This is a genomic window from Methylobacterium sp. V23, assembly GCF_002917135.1.
GTDB lineage: Bacteria > Pseudomonadota > Alphaproteobacteria > Rhizobiales > Beijerinckiaceae > Methylobacterium.
Map to the genome: position 1 here is coordinate 259,395 of NZ_PDHT01000001.1, position 18,528 is coordinate 277,922.

Sequence of the window (18,528 nt, forward strand, 5' to 3'; positions counted from 1 at the left end):
TCCCGCAGCGTCCGCCATCGACCCGCGGCGCTCAATATTCCCAGAAGATCCGCTGCAACTCCTTGGCGTCCTGCATCTTCGTCAGGGCGACGGCGGCGAGGATCTTGGCCTTCTGGGGGTTGAGATCGTGGGCGACCACCCAATCGTACTTGTCGTCGGGCTGCTCGGCGTTGCGCAGGACGAAGCCGTCGCCGACGCGGGAGGAGCGGATGATCTGCACGCCCTTGGACCGGATGTCCTTCAGCGTGTCGACGAGGTAGCCCGCCACCGAACCGTTGCCGGTGCCCGCGTGGATGATCGCCTTGGCGCCGCCCGCCACCGCGCTGGTGTAGGCCTCGGGGTGCATGTTGCCCGAGCCGTACACGATGGCGACCTCGGGCAGGCTGTCGATGCCGTCGATGTTGAACTCGGAGGTGGTGCCGTGACGCTTCACCGGCGCGCGGAACCAGTAGGTCTTGCCCTCCACGACCATGCCGAGCGGTCCCCACTGGCTGAAGAAGGCCGAGGGCTTGATGTTGACCCGTTTGGTGGTGTCGCGCCCGGCCTGAATCTCGTCGTTCATGGTCAGGAGCACGCCCTTCGCACGCGCATCCTTGGCGCCCGCCACGGTGACGGCGTCGAGGAGGTTGAGGGCGCCGTCCGCCGAGATCGCGGTCGAGGGACGCATCGAGGCCACCATCACGATGGGCTTGTCGGTCTTCACCACGAGGTCGAGGAAGAAGGCCGTCTCCTCCACGGTGTCGGTGCCGTGGGTGATGACGACGCCGTCGACGTCGTCGCGCTTGACCAGGGCCGAGACCTTCTTGGCGAGCTCGATGAGCTGGGCGTTGGTGAAGCTCTCCGAGGCGATCTGGAAGGCCTGCTCGCCGCGCACCTCCGCCACCCCGGCGATGGCCGGCACGGCGGCAATGAGCTTGTCCACCGGCACCTTGGCGGCCTGGTAGGTGGCGCTGTTGGCCGCATCTGCGCCGGCTCCCGCGATGGTGCCGCCCGTGGCGACGATGACGACGCGGGGCTTGCCCGAGGCGGCGGGGGCGGGGGCCGTCTCGCCGGGCTTGGCCGGGATCGGCCCCTCCAGCGCGATCGCGGGGAGAGCAGTTCCGACCATCAGGGCCATCAGGGCGATCGGCAGGGTACGGCGCATGGGGATTCTCGGGTCGTTTCGGGAGCGGCATTGTGGCGCCCCGCACGGGCGAGGCCCAGCCGAAAAACGCGCCCGTGACGGATCAATCCCGAGGCATCGGGAAAACTGTCAGGGGGAGGTCGGATCGCGCGCGCCGCCGGGCTGCCTTCGGGGGCATCCCGTCGGGATCAACCCGCGGGGGCCTTGCGCACCCGCCCGTCCGGGGCGAGGAGGCTGAGCGCTGCTGCGGAGATCGAGCGGAACGAACCGATCATGACCATCGATCACATCGATCTGTCCCGGGTCGACCTCAACCTCCTGGTCGCCCTCGACGCGCTCCTGGCCGAGCGCAGCGTCACCCGGGCCGCCGCCCGCATCGGCATCGGCCAGTCGGCGATGAGCAGCAGCCTGGCGCGCCTGCGCACCTTGTTCTCCGACGAGCTCCTGACGCGCGCGCCCGAGGGCATGCGTCCGACGCCCCGCGCCCTGGCCCTGGCCGAGCCGGTGCGGACCCTGCTGCGGCAGGTCCAGGCGCTGGTGCGCCGCGACGCCGAGTTCGATCCGCGTACGGTGACCCGCACCTTCACCATCGGCCTGCCCGACAGCGCGGAGGTGCTGATCGGCCCCCGCCTCCTCGCCCACTTGCGGAGGGAGGCGCCGGGCATCAGCCTGCTGCTGCGCTCCATCGACCGCATCCGCATCCTGCAGGAACTCGATGCGGACCGGGTCGACCTCGGCATCGGCTTCTTCTCGGAAGGGCAGACCCACCACAAGCAGCGCCTGCTTACCGCGACAGCTATCTCTGCATGTTCAATGCCGAGCTCGTCGGCCTGGCGCCGCCGATCTCGCTCGACGACTACCTCCGCTTTCCCCACGTGCTCACCAGCCTCAAGGAGACCGCTCACGGGGTGGTCGACGATGCCCTGGCGCGGCTCGGGCGCCGACGCACGCTCGCGGTGACGACGCCGCGCTTCCTCGCCGTACCCTTCCTGGTGCGCAGTGCGCCCGTGCTGACCACGATGCATGCCCGGCTCGCGACCTTCTTCGCGGGTGCGCTGGGCCTCACCGTGAGTCCGGCCCCGGTCGCCCTGGAGGATGTCGCGATCTCGATGCTCTGGCACGCCTCCTACGACGACGATCCCGCCCATCGCTGGCTGCGCCGGACCCTCCTCGCCCTGGTGGACGAGCCCACCGGAACGATCTGACCCTCGGAGGCGGGAGCCAGCCACGGAAGCGGCACAATCCTGCGTAATTTCCGCGGCGCGTGAGGATTCGCACGGATGTGATTCGCTGGGAGGCGGGGTTCGTTACCGTTCATCAACCGTTCGGTGATTCCCTCCCACAGTGACGCTTCTGGATTTGCACAGGCTCTTCGGGATCAAAGGAACGGAGCTATGAAGAACTCGCTGGTCGCGGCCCTCGTGGCCACCACGGTCGCCGTCGCGGCGATCCCGAGCGCCCAGGCGCGCGATGGCATCAGCCCGGGCGGCGCGGCCGCTCTCGGCGTGCTCGGCGGCCTCGCCGTCGGCGGCGCCATCGCCTCGTCGCAGAACGACGGCGGCTACTACCCCGGCCGCCCGGTCTACCGGGCCCCGCGCCCGGTCTACGTCGAGGAAGAGGTCTGCCACATGGAACGCCGCGGCTACGTCGACGCCTACGGCTACGAGCACATCCGCCGCGTCCGCGTCTGCGAATAAGGCAGACCAAGGGGCGAGCGGCCGCCCCGGCGCGGCCCCGCCACGATCCGGTTCGATGACAATCCAGACGGCCCCGCCTCCACGGCGGGGCCGTTCTCGTTCCGGCTGCGCCCTGGCGGAGTCCTTGGCTGCGCCCCTGCGCCGGAACCGCTCGCCAGCGTTGTCTCCCTCACGCCGATCCGTGGGCAGCACCGCGGCAGCGACCCGGCGCCAAGAATGTAATTGTATTAGTTCTAAAATGTTGCCTTGCGATCACGTCGCGTAGTTGATTGGTTTTATCCCCTGACCCGCACGTTGACCGTCTGAAATTTTTGTTTCAATTGGCCACAATACATTTGGTCATAGGTCAAACCGTGCCGCTTTTCTTTGTGATTCTATCAGCACAACCGAAGCGCGTTGGATTCAACTTAAGGATGGCCCTGGCCAGTTCGGCGGCTGCTCTGGTTGCGAGTGCGGTTACTCCGGCGACTGCGCAGCAATCCAGCCCGCCGAGCGCGTCGAGCGTGACCCTGGATACCCTGGAGGTCGTCGGCGACCGTCGCGGGGGGACGGCGATCGCCGCGGCGGAGGATCCCCGCGGACCCGTCGCCGGCTATGTCGCGACCCGTTCCGTCTCCAGCACCAAGACCGACACCGCGATCATCCGGACGCCTCAGGCGATCTCCGTGGTGGGACGTCAGCAGATCGACGACCAGAAGCCGGCCTCGCTCGCCGAGGCGACGCGCTATGCGCCGGGTGTCCGCGGCGAGACCTTCGGCGCCGACCCGCGCAACGACTGGTTCCTGATCCGCGGCTTCACGGCCCAGGAATCCGGCTACTTCCTCGACGGCCTGCAACTGTTCACCTCGGCCTTCGCCACCTGGAAGCTGGAGCCCTTCGGCCTCGAGCGGCTCGAGATCCTGCGCGGGCCGAATTCCGGCCTCTACGGCGGCGCCAGCCCCGGCGGCATCATCAACGCCGTGAGCAAGCGACCCCCGATCGTGCCGATCCGCTACGTGGAGACCGGAGTCGACAATTACGGCAATGCCTATGCGGGCTTCGACATCGGCGGTCCGGTGGACGCGCCGGGCACCGAGGGCAAGCTGTTCTACCGCCTCGTCGGCCTCGGCCGGGCCGGCGGCACGCAGGTCGACTACGTCAACAACGACCGGTTCTTCTTCGCGCCCTCGATCACCTGGAAACCCGACGCCGACACTTCGCTCACCGTCCTCGCCCAGGTGCAGCGCGACCGCGCCGGCACCCAGAACTTCCTGCCCTACGAGGGCACGGTGACGCCGGCGCCCTTCGGCTTCATCAAGACGAGCCGCTTCACCGGCGATCCGGCGACCGACCGACTGACCCGGTCCCAGGACATGATCGGCTACGAGTTCGAGCACCGCTTCGACAACGACATCAAGTTCCGCCAGAACGCGCGCCACGGCACCGTCACCGTCAATCTCTTCAACCGGTACGGCGGCGGCTACGCCACGACGCCGGCGGCGGGCGACCTCAGCCGGTTCGACTTCTTCACCCGCGGCGCCGCGGTGCAGAGCGACATCGACAACCAACTGGTCATCCCGTTCCGCACGGGAGATTTCGGGCACACGGTGCTCGCCGGCTTCGAGTATCGCCGCTACCAGATCGACGATTACCAATCCTTCGGCTTCGGTCCGTCGCTGAACCTGATCCGGCCGATCTACCCCAACACACCACTCAACCTGGGCGCGCCCTACCAGAACGCACTGATCACCCAGAACCAGTTCGCGGCCTACCTGCAGGACGAGATCACCTTCGGGAACTTCTCCCTGGTGCTCAGCGGCCGGCACGATTGGGTGGCCACCGACAACGACAATCGCATCGGCGCCAGCACCAGCCGCGACACCAGCGCCTTCAGCGGCCGCGTCGCCCTGATCTACAACGACGAATCCGGGCTCGCCCCCTACGTCTCCTATGCGCAGGGCTTCAACCCGACCGTCGGCCTCAACGGTGTGACCGGCCAGCTCCTGCTGCCCGAGCGGAGTGAGCAGACCGAGGTCGGCCTGAAGTACAAGCCCCCGGGCTTCGACGGCTACTTCGCCGCCGCCCTGTTCGACCTGACCCGCTCGAACGTCGTGACCACCAATCCGCTCAACGTCCAGCAGGTGGTTCAGACCGGCGCGGTGAACTCGCGCGGCGCCGAGATCGAGATGGTGGCCAATCTCGCCCCCGGCCTGCGGGCCATCGCTTCCTACACGGCCTACGACCTCTCGGTGACCCGCGACCTCAACAGCGCGCTCCTGGGCCGGACGCCGACCAACACCCCCGAGCAGTACGGCTCGCTGTTCATGGACTACACCTTCCAGAGCGGCGTCCTGCGCGGCTTCGGTTTCGGCGGAGGCGTACGCGGCGTCGGACGCTCCTTCGCGGACCAGGCCAACGAATTCCGCGTGCCGGGCTACGTCGTCGGCGACCTCGTCGCCCACTACGATTGGGAAGGCTGGCGCTTCGCCCTCAACGTCTCGAACGTCTCGGACGAGCGGATCGTCAACAGCTGCAGCACCGTCACGGCCTGCTACTACGGCGAGCGCCGCCGGGTGCTCGGCAGCATCGGCTACCGCTGGTAGCCGGGAGGGCCGGTCCCCGCGGGATCAACCCGCGGCGACCGGCTCACAGCGGCTGATACGTGTGCTCCTCGGCCGGGAAGGTGCCGGAGCGGACCTCGTCCGCGTAGTCCTTGACGGCGGCCTCGATCTGGCCCCGCAGGGTGCCGAAGCGCTTCACGAATTTCGGTACGCGGTCGCTGAGGCCCAGCATGTCCTCGAGAACGAGGATCTGCCCGTCGCAGGCCATGGTGGCGCCGATGCCGATCGTGGGCGTGGTGATGTCGGGGGAGGTGGCGATGGCCCGGGCCACCGGCTCGACGATGCCTTCCATCACAATGGCGAAGGCGCCCGCGTCGTTGATGGCGCGGGCATCGGCCATCAGGCGGCGCTCGCCGTCGGCCTCGCGACCCTGCACCTTGAAGCCCCCCATGGTGTTCACCGACTGGGGGGTCAGGCCGATATGGCCCATCACCGGGACCCCGCGCTCCACCAGGAAGGCCACGGTCTCGGCGAAGCGTGCCCCGCCCTCCATCTTGATCGCCCCTGCGCCCGTCTCCTTGAGCACGCGGGCGGCGTTGAGAAAGGCCTGCTGCGGACTCGCCTCGTAGGAGCCGAACGGCATGTCCACGACCACGAGGGCCCGCGAAGTCCCGCGGATCACCGCCTGCGCCTGGACGATCATCATCTCCAGGGTGACGGGCAGGGTCGATTCCATGCCGTGCATCAGCATGCCGAGGGAATCGCCCACGAGGATGAAGTCGCAGTACGGGTCGAGGATGCCGGCGGTGTGGGCATGGTAGGCGGTCAGCGCGATGATCTTGCGCCCCTCGGCCTTGCGCTTGGCCAGGTCGATCGCGCGGATGCGGCGGGACTGAACGGCTTGCGACATGGAACTCCACCCGGCTGGTGCGGATCGCCGGAACGCGGCGGACCGTCTGCTGGTGGGGTCTCTATACACGGCCTCGCCCGCGCGCGCGCGGGCCGAAGTAACGGTCTCCCGGCATTGTCGCCGGGCATCCGATACGCTTCTTCTGTAAGTGGTATACCAGATATCACGTCGCCGGACACAGGTCTTTCCGGCGAAGGTCCGTGCGTCCCAAGTCTTGCCCGGGGGCGTCGATAGCAGCGATGGCGTCGCTGCTCCGTGCTCTCTCCGGGCGTTTCCTCCCTAGACTTGCGGGCGCCTGTGGGTGCCTTTATTCCGCCACAACGGAACCGCTGTCAACTGCGCAGGCGCTGGTATGTCGGCGGAGGGGTGCAGATAATTTAAGCGTTGCCGGAGAACTCGAAAACATCGTGCCCGATCAAGGGGTTCGTTTTGCGCTGCCACCATCCGGCAGATCTTCCGCGCGACAGGTTTTCAGCCGCGGCCGGCCCGTCTGGCCCGGAGGCTCGCGCCCGGGTCCTTGATCTAGCGCTGGACCTCACCCCCGGCCGGGGCATTCCAGGCGGCATCCTGTGGCACGACCGTGGTCGGATGGCGCTCCTGCCACCCCTCGATGCCCTCGGGGAACCAGTGCACGCGGGTATAGCCCTGGAGCACCAGCCGCTTGGCCGCATTCCAGCTGCCCCAGCACTCCGGATGGCAGAAGGCGACGATGGCCCGGCCCTTGTCGCCGTCGGTCAGCGCCGCGACGCGCCGCAGGAACAGGGCTTCGCGCGCCGGATCGAGGGGCGCGGCGCCGGCACTGGCCATCCAGACCGCACCGGGAATCGAGCGATGGGCGGGCAGCCAGGGCCGGTCGTCCGGGAAACCCGCCGGGCGCCGGTCGGCCAGGGACACGTCGAGCAGGACCGGCTTGTCGCGGGCAATCAGGGCATCGAGGGCGTCGATGTCGATGACCGTGGCACCCGACAGGGTGGCGGGGGTGTAGCCCCGTTGCGGCCCGGTCCAGATCCCGTCCGGCTCCGGCACGTTCAAAGGGGAATCCGCCGGGCTGGCTGCCGCCAGGACGAGCATGGCGGTTCCCGCGACCGCGAGCCGGACGAGCCGCTGCATCATGGCGGACCCGCTCAGTTCGTGGCGCTCGGCGCCGCGAAGCTGTGCTCCCAGCGGCCGTTCTGATTGTCCGTGGCCACGACCTTGATCGGCCCCCGGCCCTCCGGCTGCAGGCCGAAATTGATCACCGGGTTCGAGGCGATGGAGATGTCGCCGTCGAGGGTCAGGATGGTCTGGTCGCCGCGGGTGATCGCGACTTTGTTGATGTAGCGGGCCGGCGTGTAGTCGCGGGTGATCTGGTTCATCTGCATGCCGCTGAAGTTCGGGTGACGGATCATCAGCGTCGCCTCCACGGGGCGCCCGGGCTGGGCCTCCGCGAATTTCAGCTTCATGTCGCCCATCCCCTTCATCGCCTCCTCGTCGCTCATCCCCATGGGCGCCGAGCATCCGCCGGAGGCCTTCACGAACTTCGTCGTCTCGAAGAGCTGTCCGTCCTTGGTCTCCACCACCGCGTGGATGTTGGTGTAATTGTTCACCCGCACCCGGAGCTTGATCTCGCCGGCATCCGCTCCCGGGCCGAAGGCGATGTGGGCGGCGTAGGGCGAGGGGTTGTCGTCGATGACGAGGTGGACCCCGGCGATCCGGTCCTTCTCGGGCATCGTCAGGGTGATGGGCACCAGGGCGGCGTCCATCGCCCGCACCGGGGCGTCGACCTTCACGAGGCTGTCGGTGGCTGCGATCTGACGATCCCCGAAGATCGACTTCTGGATCTCCTTCCAGCGCGCGAGGCGCTCGGCCTCGTCGTCGCTCGCGCCGGCGGCGTGAGCCATGATCGGGCACAGCACCGAGCCGGCGGTGGCCAGGGGCGGGGCGAGGGTCAGCGCCGCGAGGACGGAGCGGACGAGGACGGGTTTGGCTGAGCGCGTCACGGCGTTTCTCCTGGTCAACGATCGATGTCGGATCTGTGCAGCATCATGTGGCGTGGGCGATGCTCGGCTCAAGTTGCCGGCTCACTCCCACTCCAGTTCCTTGAAGGCCTGGGTGACGTTGCGGCCGTTATAGGTGTCGAACAGGACCCACCGGTCGCGCTCGGACTGACCGACCGTCTGCACCGCCTTTTCGATCGGCACATCCGCCGCGATGGCCTTCCGGGTCTCGTCCCGGAGGGTCGTGAGGTAGCGGGTGAGGTCGTCGAGGGCAGGCGCGAGATCGACCAGTCTCGGGCCGTGCCCCGGAACGGCCTGGGTCGCGCCCATCGCGCGCAGGCGGTCCGCCTCCTTGAGCCAGCCCACGAGGCTGCCGTCGAGGGAGGGGATGCGGGTCACGAACAGGAGGTCTGCGGGAAACAGGACGCCGCTCGCCGAATCGCGCATGGAGAGGTCGCAGGTCGTATGCGCGGCGCCGTGGGCGGTGAAGCGCAGGATGCGCCCGCCGAGATCCACCTCGGCACCGTCCGCCACCTCCAGGGTGGGATAGACCACGCTGCCGGCCCGGTCGGCACCCAGGATCTCCGCGAGGCGCCCGCGATAATAGTCGCCCCGGGCATCCAGGGCGGCGCGCAGGGCATGGTGGCCCACATAGACCGGCTTGTCCTCGGCGAAGGCCGCCGCCCCGAAGCAATGGTCGGGGTGGACGTGGGTCAGCACCACGTGGCTGATCGGCTTGTCCGTACGCTTGCGGATCTCCGCGCGCAGCCAGGCTCCGTCGGCGAGGCTGCCACCGGATTCGGTGACGAGCACGGACCGGTCGCCGACGATGAAGCCGATATTGGCGATGGCATCGTGGTTCTCGGGGGTCGCCTCCGCGTCTGGACCGCGCCGGATGAAGATGCCGGGACTGACTTCCTGCAGGTCGAAGCCCTCGGCCGACCGTCCGAGGGTCGGCAGGCAGCACAGGCACAGGCCGCCGAACAGGGCGCCGCGCCGCGTGGTGCTCCAGCGTGAGCGGCCGGCATTCGCCCGCATGATCGTCCTCCGTTTTGTTGTTCTACCAATTAGTCGGTAGATTTCCCCCGGCGTCAACGGCATAACGCGGTAGGCCGGGTGCCAGGCGATCACGGACCCGCGTGCGGGCACCAACCGATGCGGGCGGCCACCCAGAAGGAGACCATGAGACGATGAGGGATACCCGCGCCGCGCTGTTGCTGCAGGCGGAGACCCTGGTGCGGCGCCGGGGCTATGCCGGCTTCAGCTATGCCGACCTGGCCGAGACGGTCGGGATCCGGAAGGCGAGCATCCATCACCACTTCGCCACCAAGTCCGATCTCGCCCATGCCCTGGTGGCCGCCTACGACGCCCGCTACGACGCCGCCCTGGCCGGGATTTGCGCCGACGAGCCGGACGCGATCGGTCGAATCGCCGCCTACGGCGCGCTCTACCTCGGCGGCGTCGAGGCGGGCCTCGGCTGTCTCTGCGCCGTCCTGGCCATCGAGGGGGAGGCCCTGCCGGCCTCCCTGCGCGCCGACATCGTCGGCTTCTTCGAGAAACACATCGCCTGGCTCGAGGGCGTGCTCGCCGAGGGGATCGCAGCCGGCTGTGTCCGCGCGTCCGCCGAGCCTGGACCCACGGCCCGCATGGTGATCGCCGCCCTCGAAGGGGCGCTGCTCATGGAGCGCCTGCTGGCAGGAGCGGCGGGCTTTCGCGGCACGCTCACGGCGCTCTGCGATGGGCTGCGGGCCGCGGGGTCCGTTCCGACCGGGGTTTCATCCCACCGGATTGATACAATATAACAGGCCGCAGCGACGCCTCCCGCGCCATCGACGAAGAGCCTCCATGTCCGACAGCCCGAACACCGCCTCCACGAAGATCCCCGTCACCGTGCTCACCGGCTACCTGGGCGCGGGCAAGACCACGCTCCTCAACCGCATCCTCACCGAGAACCATGGCAAGCGCTACGCCGTGATCGTCAACGAGTTCGGCGAGATCGGCATCGACAACGACCTCATCATCGGCGCCGACGAGGAGGTGTTCGAGATGAACAACGGCTGCGTCTGCTGCACCGTGCGCGGCGACCTCATCCGCATCATGGACGGCCTGGTGAAGCGGCGCGGCAAGTTCGATGCGATCATCGTCGAGACCACCGGCCTCGCGGATCCCGCTCCCGTCGCCCAGACCTTCTTCATCGACGAGGATGTCGGTGCGGCCGCGCGCCTCGACGCGGTGGTGACGGTGGCTGACGCCAAGTGGCTCTCGGATCGGCTGAAGGACGCCCCGGAGGCCAAGAACCAGATCGCCTTCGCGGACGTGATCCTGCTGAACAAGGCCGATTTGGTGGAGGAGGCCGACCTCGCCCGGGTCGAGGGTCAGATCCGGGCGATCAACCCCTACGCCAAGGTCCACCGCACCGAGCGCTGCGCGGTGCCCCTCGAGGCGGTGCTGGAACGCAACGCCTTCGACCTGGGCCGCATCCTCGACATCGAGCCCGACTTCCTGGAGGAGGGGCACCACCATCACCACGACGACGACATGCAGTCGGTTTCGGCGAAGATCGACGGCCCGGTCGACCCCGAGAAGTTCATGCCCTGGATCTCGACCCTGACCCAGGTTCAGGGGCCGGACATCCTGCGCTGCAAGGGCATCGTAGCCTTCCCGAACGAGCCGCAGCGCTTCGTTTTCCAGGGCGTCCACCAGATCCTCGACGGCGACCTTCAGGGGCCGTGGAAGGACGACGAGCCGCGTGTCTCGCGCGTGGTCTTCATCGGCCGCAAGCTCGATCCGGAGGCGATCCGCGCCGGCTTCGAGGATTGCAAGGCCGCCTGACAGCCAGCCGGCTGGCCCGGCACCGGCGCGACGGGGGCCAGGCGTCCGCCCGGGCCGTTACGCGGCCTTCACGCCGGCCAGGAATTGCGACACCTCCTGGCCGAGGTTTTCGGAGTGGCGCGACAGCGCCCTGGCGGCACTCAGGACCTGGCTGGCGGCGGCCCCCGTCGATCCTGCGCCGGCGCGGACCTGCGCGATGTTGCTGGTCACCTCCTGGGTGCCCTGCGCGGCTTCCTGGACGTTCCGGGCGATTTCCCGGGTGGCGGCGCCCTGCTGTTCCATCGCGGCGGCGATGCCGTTCGCATAGGTGGACATGTCGGCGATGGTCCGGCCGATGCGAGTGATGTCGGACACCACCTCGCCGGTGGCCCCCTGGATCTCGCCGATCTTGGCGCGGATCTCCTCGGTGGCCCGCGCGGTCTGCCCGGCCAGTTCCTTCACTTCGGTCGCCACCACGGCAAAGCCCCGGCCGGCCTCACCGGCCCGGGCCGCCTCGATGGTGGCGTTGAGCGCCAGCAGGTTGGTCTGGCCGGCGATGTTGGTGATCATGGCGACGACGTCGGTGATGCTGGTCGCAACCTCCGTCAGCCGCTGCACGGTCGCCTCGGTGCGGTGCGTGTCGTCCACCGCTTGATTGGCCAGGCTGGAAGATTGGCTGACCTGAGTCACGATCTCCTGGATCGAGGCCGACATCTCCTCGCTGGCGGCCGCGACCGTGTGCACGTTGGCGGAGGTTTCTTCTGCCGCGCTCGCCACCGTCGTTGCCTGCCGGATCGACTGATCCGCCGTGGAAGCCATCGATTGGGCGGTGGCTTCCATCTCGGTGGCCGCCCCCGCCAGTCCGTGCGTCAGGTTGGAGACGTTGGCCTCGAAGCGCTTCGTCAGCCCGTCGAGCACTTCGGCCCGGCGGACCTTCGCCTGGTTCTCGGCGTCCTGCTCGGCCGCCAATCGACGGCCGTCGATCGCGTTACGCTTGAACACTTCCAGGGAGCGCGCCAGCAGGCCGATCTCATCCTTGCGGTCGGTGCCGTCGACGGTGACCGTCAGGTCGCCGCTCGCGAGACGGCCCATCGCAGCGCCCATGGCGTTCACCGGACGGGCGATCGCGAAGATTACGATCAGGCCGGCACTGCCCAGGGCGGCCAGCAGCCCGACGGCGGCCGAGGACAACAGCATGGTCGTGGTGCTCCTCACGATCTCGTCAGCGTGAGCGGCGCTCGCCTTCAACTCAGACTTGACCAGGTTAATCCGCTGAGTGGCCTGATCGCGCAGCTTGACCCGCAACGGTGCCGCCTCGGCCTGCGCGATCGTGTTTCCGGCCACCGGATCGTTGTTCAGAGCGGCCTCGGAGGAGCGGTTCAGAACGGCGAAGTAGACCTCCAGCCCACGCCGAAGGTCGGCGTTCGCCGCAACGCGATCGGGCGTATCGGCGAGGGCGGCAAGTTTGGCCTGCGCCTCGTAGGTCGCCTCGATGGCGGCGGCTTGCCGGGCCCTGAAGTCCTTGCTCCTCGGCCCGGTCGAATGGATGAGGATGTTGCGGTTCTGGAGTGCGGCTTCGGTCATGGCGATCTGCAGGTTGAGCGCATGGCCCTGACGTGCCGTCTGCACCTGGACGATCTCCCGCGTCTGATCCGCAAGCTGGGACAGGGCCTGGCGGGCGTAGATCACCAGACCGAGGGCGACCAGGGTCGTCATGACCAGCGGGATGATGATCTTCACCAGAAGACTGAAATTCTTGAGCGTCTTCATCGAAAGTTCCGCCTTGCAGATCGGGGATTGAATTTACGTTCTCCGGAATAGCCTTTTTCGATGAAATAGATGTTAAATTTAGGCCTTCTACTCGGTCAAACGAAGCGTCGATCTGCATATAATATCGGCATCACACCTCCATTGGACGTTATGGACAAGTTGATACGGTATAATATTGACTCTATTCGATGAGTATTTATACTGCTCGGTTACGAGATAGAAGAAGAGAAAGAGAGATCTTCCGCGTGCTGCCGCCTGCAGGATCCAGGGAATCGATCGGCGTTCCTCGCTCGGCAAGGGGGCCATTGCTGCAGACGGTTTTTGCGAATGCGCTTGAGCCCTCGTGAAACCTCTTCGAAACGCGCCCTCTTCGAACGGCCTGATCCTCGGGGCAGGCGAGACTTCGACACTGGATCGCAACACTTGGTTTACCATTCCGGCACAGGATCGAATCCGTGCCGGCGTGATGCTGCCGGCCGCGATCGGCTGCCCTGTCCGGGCGCCGTGAGGCTCCGGAGAGCGCTGATTCCATGATGTCCCGCGCCGAACGCACGCCCCTGACGGACTGGTGGTGGACCGTCGACCGCGGCCTGCTCGCCGGGCTCGGGGCGCTCATGGTGGCGGGCCTTGTCTTCCTCATGGGCGGCGGGCCGCCCGTGGCCGAGAAGATCGGCCTGCCGACCTTCCACTTCCTCAACCGGCAGGCCCTCTACCTCGCCCCCACGATCCTCATCATCGTCGGCGTCTCGTTCCTGTCCCTGCGCCACATCCGGCGCGTTGCGCTCTTCACCTGGATGATGGGCGTCGCGCTCTGCATCCTGGCGAGCAAGTTCGGCCCGGAGATCAAGGGGGCCCATCGCTGGATCCAGTTCGGCGCCATCGGCATCCAGCCCTCGGAATTCGTGAAGCCCGCCTTCGTGGTGGTGGCGGCCTGGGCCTTCTCGGAAGGCGCCCAGCGGCGCGACATGCCCGGCGGCCTGCTGGCGATCCTGCTCCTGCCGGTCACCATCGTGCCCCTCGTGCTGCAGCCCGATTTCGGCCAGACCATGCTCATCACCATCGTCTGGTGCGCCCTGTTCTTCGTGGCCGGCCTGCACTGGTTCTGGGTGGCGGGTCTCGGCGTCGGCGGCCTGATCGGCGTCGCCACGGCCTACCGCTTCCTGCACCACGTCCGCGAGCGCATCGACCGCTTCCTCGACAGCGATTCCGGCGACAACTTCCAGGGCTACTGGGCCCGGCAATCGTTCAACTCCGGCGGCTGGTTCGGCACCGGCCCGGGGGAGGGCGTCGCCAAGCGCCACCTGCCCGATGCGCACACCGACTTCATCTTCTCGGTGACGGGCGAGGAGTTCGGTACCATCGTGTGTCTCGGCCTCGTCCTGCTGTTCGCCTACATCGTCATGCGGGGCCTGAAGCTGGCGCGCCGCACGGACGACACCTTCTCGCGCCTGGCCATCACGGGCCTGACCACCCTGTTCGGTCTCCAGGCCTGCATCAACATGGCGGTCAACGTCCGGCTGATGCCCGCCAAGGGCATGACGCTGCCCTTCGTCTCCTACGGCGGCTCGTCGTTGATCTCGCTGGCTCTCGGTATGGGCTTCCTCGTGGCCTTGACCCGCAAGCGCCCTCGGACCACCACCCTGAGCCAGAAGCCGCCGGGCACCGCCCCGGCGACGATCGCCGGAGTGATGCGTTGACCGTTGCGACCGCCACGATCCTGCTCTGTGCCGGTGGCACGGGCGGGCACCTGTTCCCCGCCGAGAGCCTGGCGCACGCCCTGCGCGCCCGGGGCGTCCGGGTCGTGCTCGCCACCGATGCCCGCGTGGATTCCATCGCCGCCGGCTTCCCGGCCTCCGAGATCGTCACCATCGCGGCGGCAACGCCCTCCGGCCGCTCCCTGATCAAGCGCGGCGCCGCGCTCCTCACCCTCGGACGGGGCTTCGGCGTCGCCGCCCGGCAGATCAAGCGCATCAACCCGGCCGCCATCGTGGGCTTCGGCGGCTACCCGACGGTGCCGCCGATGCTGGCCGGCCAGATCCTGCGCGTGCCTACCGTCCTGCACGAGCAGAACGCCGTGATGGGACGGGCCAATGCCTTCCTGGCGCGCGGGGCGCGGGCCATCGCCACCGGCTTCCGGGAGGTCCGGGGCGTTCCGGCCAAGGCCCTGGCCCCCCGGACCCACACCGGCAATCCGTTGCGGCCGGCGGTGCTCGAGGCCGCGAAGCTCGCCTATCCGCCCGTCGGCGCCGGCGCCCCCCTCCACCTCCTCGTCTTCGGCGGCAGCCAGGGCGCCCGGGTGATGGGCGAGGTCGTGCCCAGCGCCATCGCCAACCTGCCCGCCGACCTGCGCGCCCGGCTCCATCTCGTACAGCAGGTCCGGGCCGAGGACCTGACGCAGGTCCAGAATCTCTATCTCGGCCTGGGCCTGGCCGGCTTCGAGGCCGCACCCTTCTTCAAGGACCTGCCCGCCCGCATGGCGGCGGCGCATCTCGTCATCGGCCGCTCGGGCGCCTCGACGGTCTCGGAACTCGCCGCCATCGGCCGGCCCGCCATCCTGGTGCCGCTGCCCGGCGCCCTCGACCAGGACCAGGCGGCCAACGCCGCGACGCTCGCCGCCATCGGCGCCGCGCAGGCGATCCCGCAATCCGCCTTCACGCCGGACCGGCTGACGGCGGAGCTCGTCGACCTCTTCACCAATCCCGAGAAATTGACCGCGGCGGCCTCAGCCGCCAAAAGCGCTGGAATTCACGACGCCGCCGAGCGGCTCGCCGACATCGTCATCGCGACGGCGGCGCGTCCCTGAGCCCTCCCGCCTGGTAGATCCCGTCGGCGCCGATCCGTCCGCGTCCGACGCCCCTGAGACTGGTCCTTCCCATGAAGCTGCCCGACAAGCTCGGTCCCATCCACTTCATCGGCATCGGCGGCATCGGCATGTCCGGCATCGCCGAGGTGATGCACAACCTCGGCTATACCGTGCAGGGGTCGGATGCCAACGACAACGCCAACGTCCGGCGCCTGGCCGAGAAGGGCATGCGCACCTTCATCGGTCACGAGGCCGGCAACGTCGAGGAGGCGGCCCTCGTGGTGGTCTCCACCGCGATCCGCCGCGACAATCCGGAGCTGGTCGCCGCCCGCGAGCGCCGCCTGCCGGTGGTGCGCCGGGCCGAGATGCTGGCCGAGCTGATGCGCTTCAAGTCCTGCGTCGCCATCGCGGGCACCCACGGCAAGACCACGACGACCTCCCTCGTCGCCACCCTGCTGGATGCCGGCAACCTCGACCCCACGGTGATCAACGGCGGCATCATCAACGCCTACGGCACCAATGCCCGCATGGGTGAGGGCGAGTGGATGGTGGTGGAGGCCGACGAATCCGACGGCACCTTCCTGAAGCTGCCGGCGGACGTCGCCATCGTCACCAACATCGACCCCGAGCATCTCGATCATTTCGGTTCGTTCGACGCGGTGAAGGACGCCTTCCGGCGCTTCATCGACAACATCCCGTTCTACGGCTTCGCCGTGATGTGCATCGACCATCCGATCGTGCAGGACCTCGTCGGACACATCGAGGACCGCCGCATCATCACCTACGGCGAGAATCCTCAGGCCGATGTCCGCCTCATCGACGTCGACCTGCGTGGCGGCCAGAGCCGCTTCCGCGTGATGATCCGCGATCGCCGCCCGGGCTTCCGCATGGAGATGGAGGACCTCGTCCTGCCGATGCCGGGCAAGCACAACGCCCTGAATGCCACCGCGGCGCTCGCCGTCGCGCACGAGCTCGGCGTCGAGCCGGAGGCGATCCGCAAGGCGCTCGCCGGCTTCGGCGGCGTCAAGCGCCGCTTCACCCGGACCGGCACTTGGAACGGCGCCCTGATCTTCGACGATTACGGACACCATCCGGTGGAGATCAAGGCGGTGCTGAAGGCGGCCCGTGCCTCCACCGAGGGCAACGTCATCGCCATCGTGCAGCCGCACCGCTACACGCGCCTCGCCTCGCTGTTCGACGATTTCTGCACCTGCTTCAACGATGCCGACACGGTCATCGTCGCCCCCGTCTACGCGGCGGGCGAGGCGCCGATCGAGGGCATGGACCGCGACGGGCTCGTCTCGGGCCTGAAATCGCGGGGCCATCGCGACGCGATCGCGCTACAGCGCTCCGAGGACCTCGCCGGCATCGTGGCCGGCCGCGCCAAGCCCGGCGACTACGTCGTGTGCCTCGGCGCCGGCAACATCACGCAATGGGCCTACGCCCTCCCGGGCGAACTCGCGGCCCTCGACGGCGTGACGGCGTGAGCCGCCGATGCGTGCCGCTTCGAGGGCGCGCACGCGCTTCCGCCGGATCTTGCAGGGCAACCAAACGGGGTCCGGGCCGCGCCACTGTTCGCACCTGAGGGACCGGCGCTCCGCCGGCTTCCCGTTCGTCTGGCCGCAGCCGGTGGGCGGTTCCATCGCCGACGTCGTCTGTCGCGCGCTGCGGTTCCTCGTCGGCGCGGACGGCAGCCAGCAGGCCGGGAACAGGCGCGATCACGTCAGGGATGCCTGGCTGGCCGCGGGCGGCGATCGCGGCCTGCGCTTTTGGAACATCGACATCATGCAACAGACCGAGTGCGTCAGCGCGACGATCCTCGCTGCCCTCCCAGCCTCTCCCCATCGGCGGGGCAAGGCCCTCTCCCCGCAGGCGACGAGAGGGGAGGGGCGCTCATGACCGCATTCCCGGACATCACCCCCGACATCCGTGCGAAGGCGCCGGCCCTGCGCGGGCGGCTCATCGCCAACCAGCCGCTCTCGGACCTGACCTGGTTCCGGGTCGGCGGCCCGGCGCAGGTGCTGTTCACCCCGGCCGACGCGGAAGACCTCGGTCTTCTGCTCTCGGTCCTCGATCCGGACATGCCCGTGACGGTGATCGGCCTCGGCTCGAACCTCATCGTGCGCGACGGTGGCGTACCCGGCGTCGTGGTGCGCCTCGGCGGCCGGGCCTTCGGCACGGTGGAGATCGACGGCGAGACCCTGCGGGTCGGGACCGCGGTGCCGGACATGCGCCTTGCCAAGGCGGCAGCCGAGGCCGGCCTCGACGGGCTCGCGTTCTTTCGCGGCATTCCCGGTTCGGTCGGCGGCGCGCTGCGCATGAATGCCGGTGCCCATGGCGGCGAGACCACCGACGTGCTGGTGGAGGCCCACGGCGTCGACCGCCGGGGCGAGGCGCGTCGCTTCACCCATGCGGAGATGGGCTTCACCTATCGGCACAGCGGCGCCCCCGACGACGTGATCTTTACGCATGCGGTGTTCCGCGGGCGGCCCGGCGAGCGGGCGGCCATCGAGGCCGAGATGGACCGGGTGACGGCGGCGCGCGAGGCGGCCCAGCCGATCCGCGAGCGCACCGGCGGCTCGACCTTCAAGAACCCGCCCGGAGCCAAGGCCTGGCAACTCGTCGACGCGGCCGGCTGCCGTGGCCTGACGGTCGGCGGCGCGCAGGTCTCCGAGATGCACTGCAACTTCCTGATCAACCGCGACAATGCCACGGCGGCCGACATCGAGGGGCTCGGCGAAGAGGTCCGCCGACGCGTGCGCGAGACCTCCGGCGTCGAACTCCACTGGGAGATCAAGCGCATCGGAATGTCGACACCTGCGGGGTAAGGCGGTAAGACGTAAGGCTGCTGACGGGAGAGGCCAGTGACTGGGCGGGACGTTCTGACGGCCTACTCGA

The 18,528-nt window shown here is 68.5% G+C and carries 15 protein-coding genes and 1 pseudogene; 10 read left to right on the plus strand and 6 right to left on the minus strand.

Annotated features, from left to right (window positions below; translation table 11 throughout):
- Positions 1 to 31: 31 nt before the first annotated feature.
- Positions 32 to 1,144, minus strand: coding sequence for an asparaginase (locus CRT23_RS01165; protein WP_103708261.1), 1,113 nt, complete (start codon positions 1,142 to 1,144; stop codon positions 32 to 34).
- 252 nt (positions 1,145 to 1,396) lie between these two features.
- On the opposite strand from CRT23_RS01165, the pseudogene CRT23_RS01170 reads away from it, so the two are divergent.
- The 3 genes and pseudogenes from CRT23_RS01170 (at position 1,397) to CRT23_RS01180 (ending at position 5,402) form a co-directional block, all read left to right on the plus strand.
- Positions 1,397 to 2,328: pseudogene (locus CRT23_RS01170) on the plus strand (LysR family transcriptional regulator).
- 189 nt (positions 2,329 to 2,517) lie between these two features.
- Positions 2,518 to 2,820, plus strand: a complete 303-nt coding sequence (locus CRT23_RS01175; protein ID WP_055947116.1) for a hypothetical protein — start codon at positions 2,518 to 2,520, stop codon at positions 2,818 to 2,820.
- Between the two features lie 503 nt (positions 2,821 to 3,323).
- A complete protein-coding gene (locus tag CRT23_RS01180) occupies positions 3,324 to 5,402 on the plus strand; it encodes a TonB-dependent siderophore receptor (RefSeq protein ID WP_245435893.1) in 2,079 nt (692 codons plus the stop codon).
- Between the two features lie 43 nt (positions 5,403 to 5,445).
- Here CRT23_RS01180 and panB read toward each other — a convergent pair whose 3' ends face one another.
- From panB to CRT23_RS01200, 4 genes are all read right to left on the minus strand, one after another.
- A complete protein-coding gene (gene panB, locus CRT23_RS01185) occupies positions 5,446 to 6,270 on the minus strand; it encodes a 3-methyl-2-oxobutanoate hydroxymethyltransferase (RefSeq protein ID WP_055947120.1) in 825 nt (274 codons plus the stop codon).
- Positions 6,271 to 6,792: 522 nt separating this feature from the next.
- Positions 6,793 to 7,380, minus strand: coding sequence for a rhodanese-like domain-containing protein (locus CRT23_RS01190; RefSeq protein WP_103708544.1), 588 nt, complete (start codon positions 7,378 to 7,380; stop codon positions 6,793 to 6,795).
- 14 nt (positions 7,381 to 7,394) lie between these two features.
- Positions 7,395 to 8,150, minus strand: a complete 756-nt coding sequence (locus CRT23_RS01195; protein WP_055948740.1) for a quinoprotein dehydrogenase-associated SoxYZ-like carrier — start codon at positions 8,148 to 8,150, stop codon at positions 7,395 to 7,397.
- Between the two features lie 180 nt (positions 8,151 to 8,330).
- Entirely contained in the window at positions 8,331 to 9,284 is a 954-nt protein-coding gene (locus CRT23_RS01200) for a quinoprotein relay system zinc metallohydrolase 2 (protein ID WP_103708263.1), read from the minus strand.
- Between the two features lie 152 nt (positions 9,285 to 9,436).
- Here CRT23_RS01200 and CRT23_RS01205 point away from each other — a divergent pair, with 152 nt between their 5' ends.
- Positions 9,437 to 10,048 (plus strand): TetR/AcrR family transcriptional regulator, encoded by a 612-nt coding sequence (locus tag CRT23_RS01205; RefSeq protein ID WP_103708264.1) that lies wholly within the window; start codon positions 9,437 to 9,439, stop codon positions 10,046 to 10,048.
- Between the two features lie 43 nt (positions 10,049 to 10,091).
- Complete coding sequence (locus tag CRT23_RS01210; RefSeq protein WP_055947126.1) at positions 10,092 to 11,078, plus strand: GTP-binding protein; 987 nt, start codon at positions 10,092 to 10,094, stop codon at positions 11,076 to 11,078.
- A 57-nt stretch (positions 11,079 to 11,135) separates the two neighbouring features.
- Here CRT23_RS01210 and CRT23_RS01215 read toward each other — a convergent pair whose 3' ends face one another.
- Positions 11,136 to 12,827 (minus strand): methyl-accepting chemotaxis protein, encoded by a 1,692-nt coding sequence (locus CRT23_RS01215; protein WP_103708265.1) that lies wholly within the window; start codon positions 12,825 to 12,827, stop codon positions 11,136 to 11,138.
- A gap of 530 nt (positions 12,828 to 13,357) precedes the next feature.
- Here CRT23_RS01215 and CRT23_RS01220 point away from each other — a divergent pair.
- The 5 genes from CRT23_RS01220 (at position 13,358) to murB (ending at position 18,458) form a co-directional block, all read left to right on the plus strand.
- Positions 13,358 to 14,524: a putative peptidoglycan glycosyltransferase FtsW gene (locus tag CRT23_RS01220; protein WP_055947130.1), complete on the plus strand. Its 1,167-nt coding sequence runs from the start codon at positions 13,358 to 13,360 to the stop codon at positions 14,522 to 14,524.
- Positions 14,521 to 15,630 (plus strand): undecaprenyldiphospho-muramoylpentapeptide beta-N-acetylglucosaminyltransferase, encoded by a 1,110-nt coding sequence (gene murG, locus CRT23_RS01225; RefSeq protein WP_055947131.1) that lies wholly within the window; start codon positions 14,521 to 14,523, stop codon positions 15,628 to 15,630. Before CRT23_RS01220 ends, murG begins: the two co-directional genes overlap by 4 nt.
- Before the next feature lie 71 nt (positions 15,631 to 15,701).
- Positions 15,702 to 17,117, plus strand: a complete 1,416-nt coding sequence (gene murC / locus CRT23_RS01230; RefSeq protein ID WP_055947133.1) for a UDP-N-acetylmuramate--L-alanine ligase — start codon at positions 15,702 to 15,704, stop codon at positions 17,115 to 17,117.
- A gap of 7 nt (positions 17,118 to 17,124) precedes the next feature.
- The gene (locus CRT23_RS01235; RefSeq protein WP_103708266.1) at positions 17,125 to 17,529 is read left to right on the plus strand and encodes a DUF559 domain-containing protein; all 405 of its coding nucleotides are present in this window, start codon (positions 17,125 to 17,127) and stop codon (positions 17,527 to 17,529) included.
- Positions 17,526 to 18,458 (plus strand): UDP-N-acetylmuramate dehydrogenase, encoded by a 933-nt coding sequence (murB, locus tag CRT23_RS01240; protein WP_055947138.1) that lies wholly within the window; start codon positions 17,526 to 17,528, stop codon positions 18,456 to 18,458. The genes CRT23_RS01235 and murB overlap by 4 nt, the downstream gene beginning before the upstream one ends.
- The last annotated feature ends 70 nt before the right edge of the window (positions 18,459 to 18,528 follow it).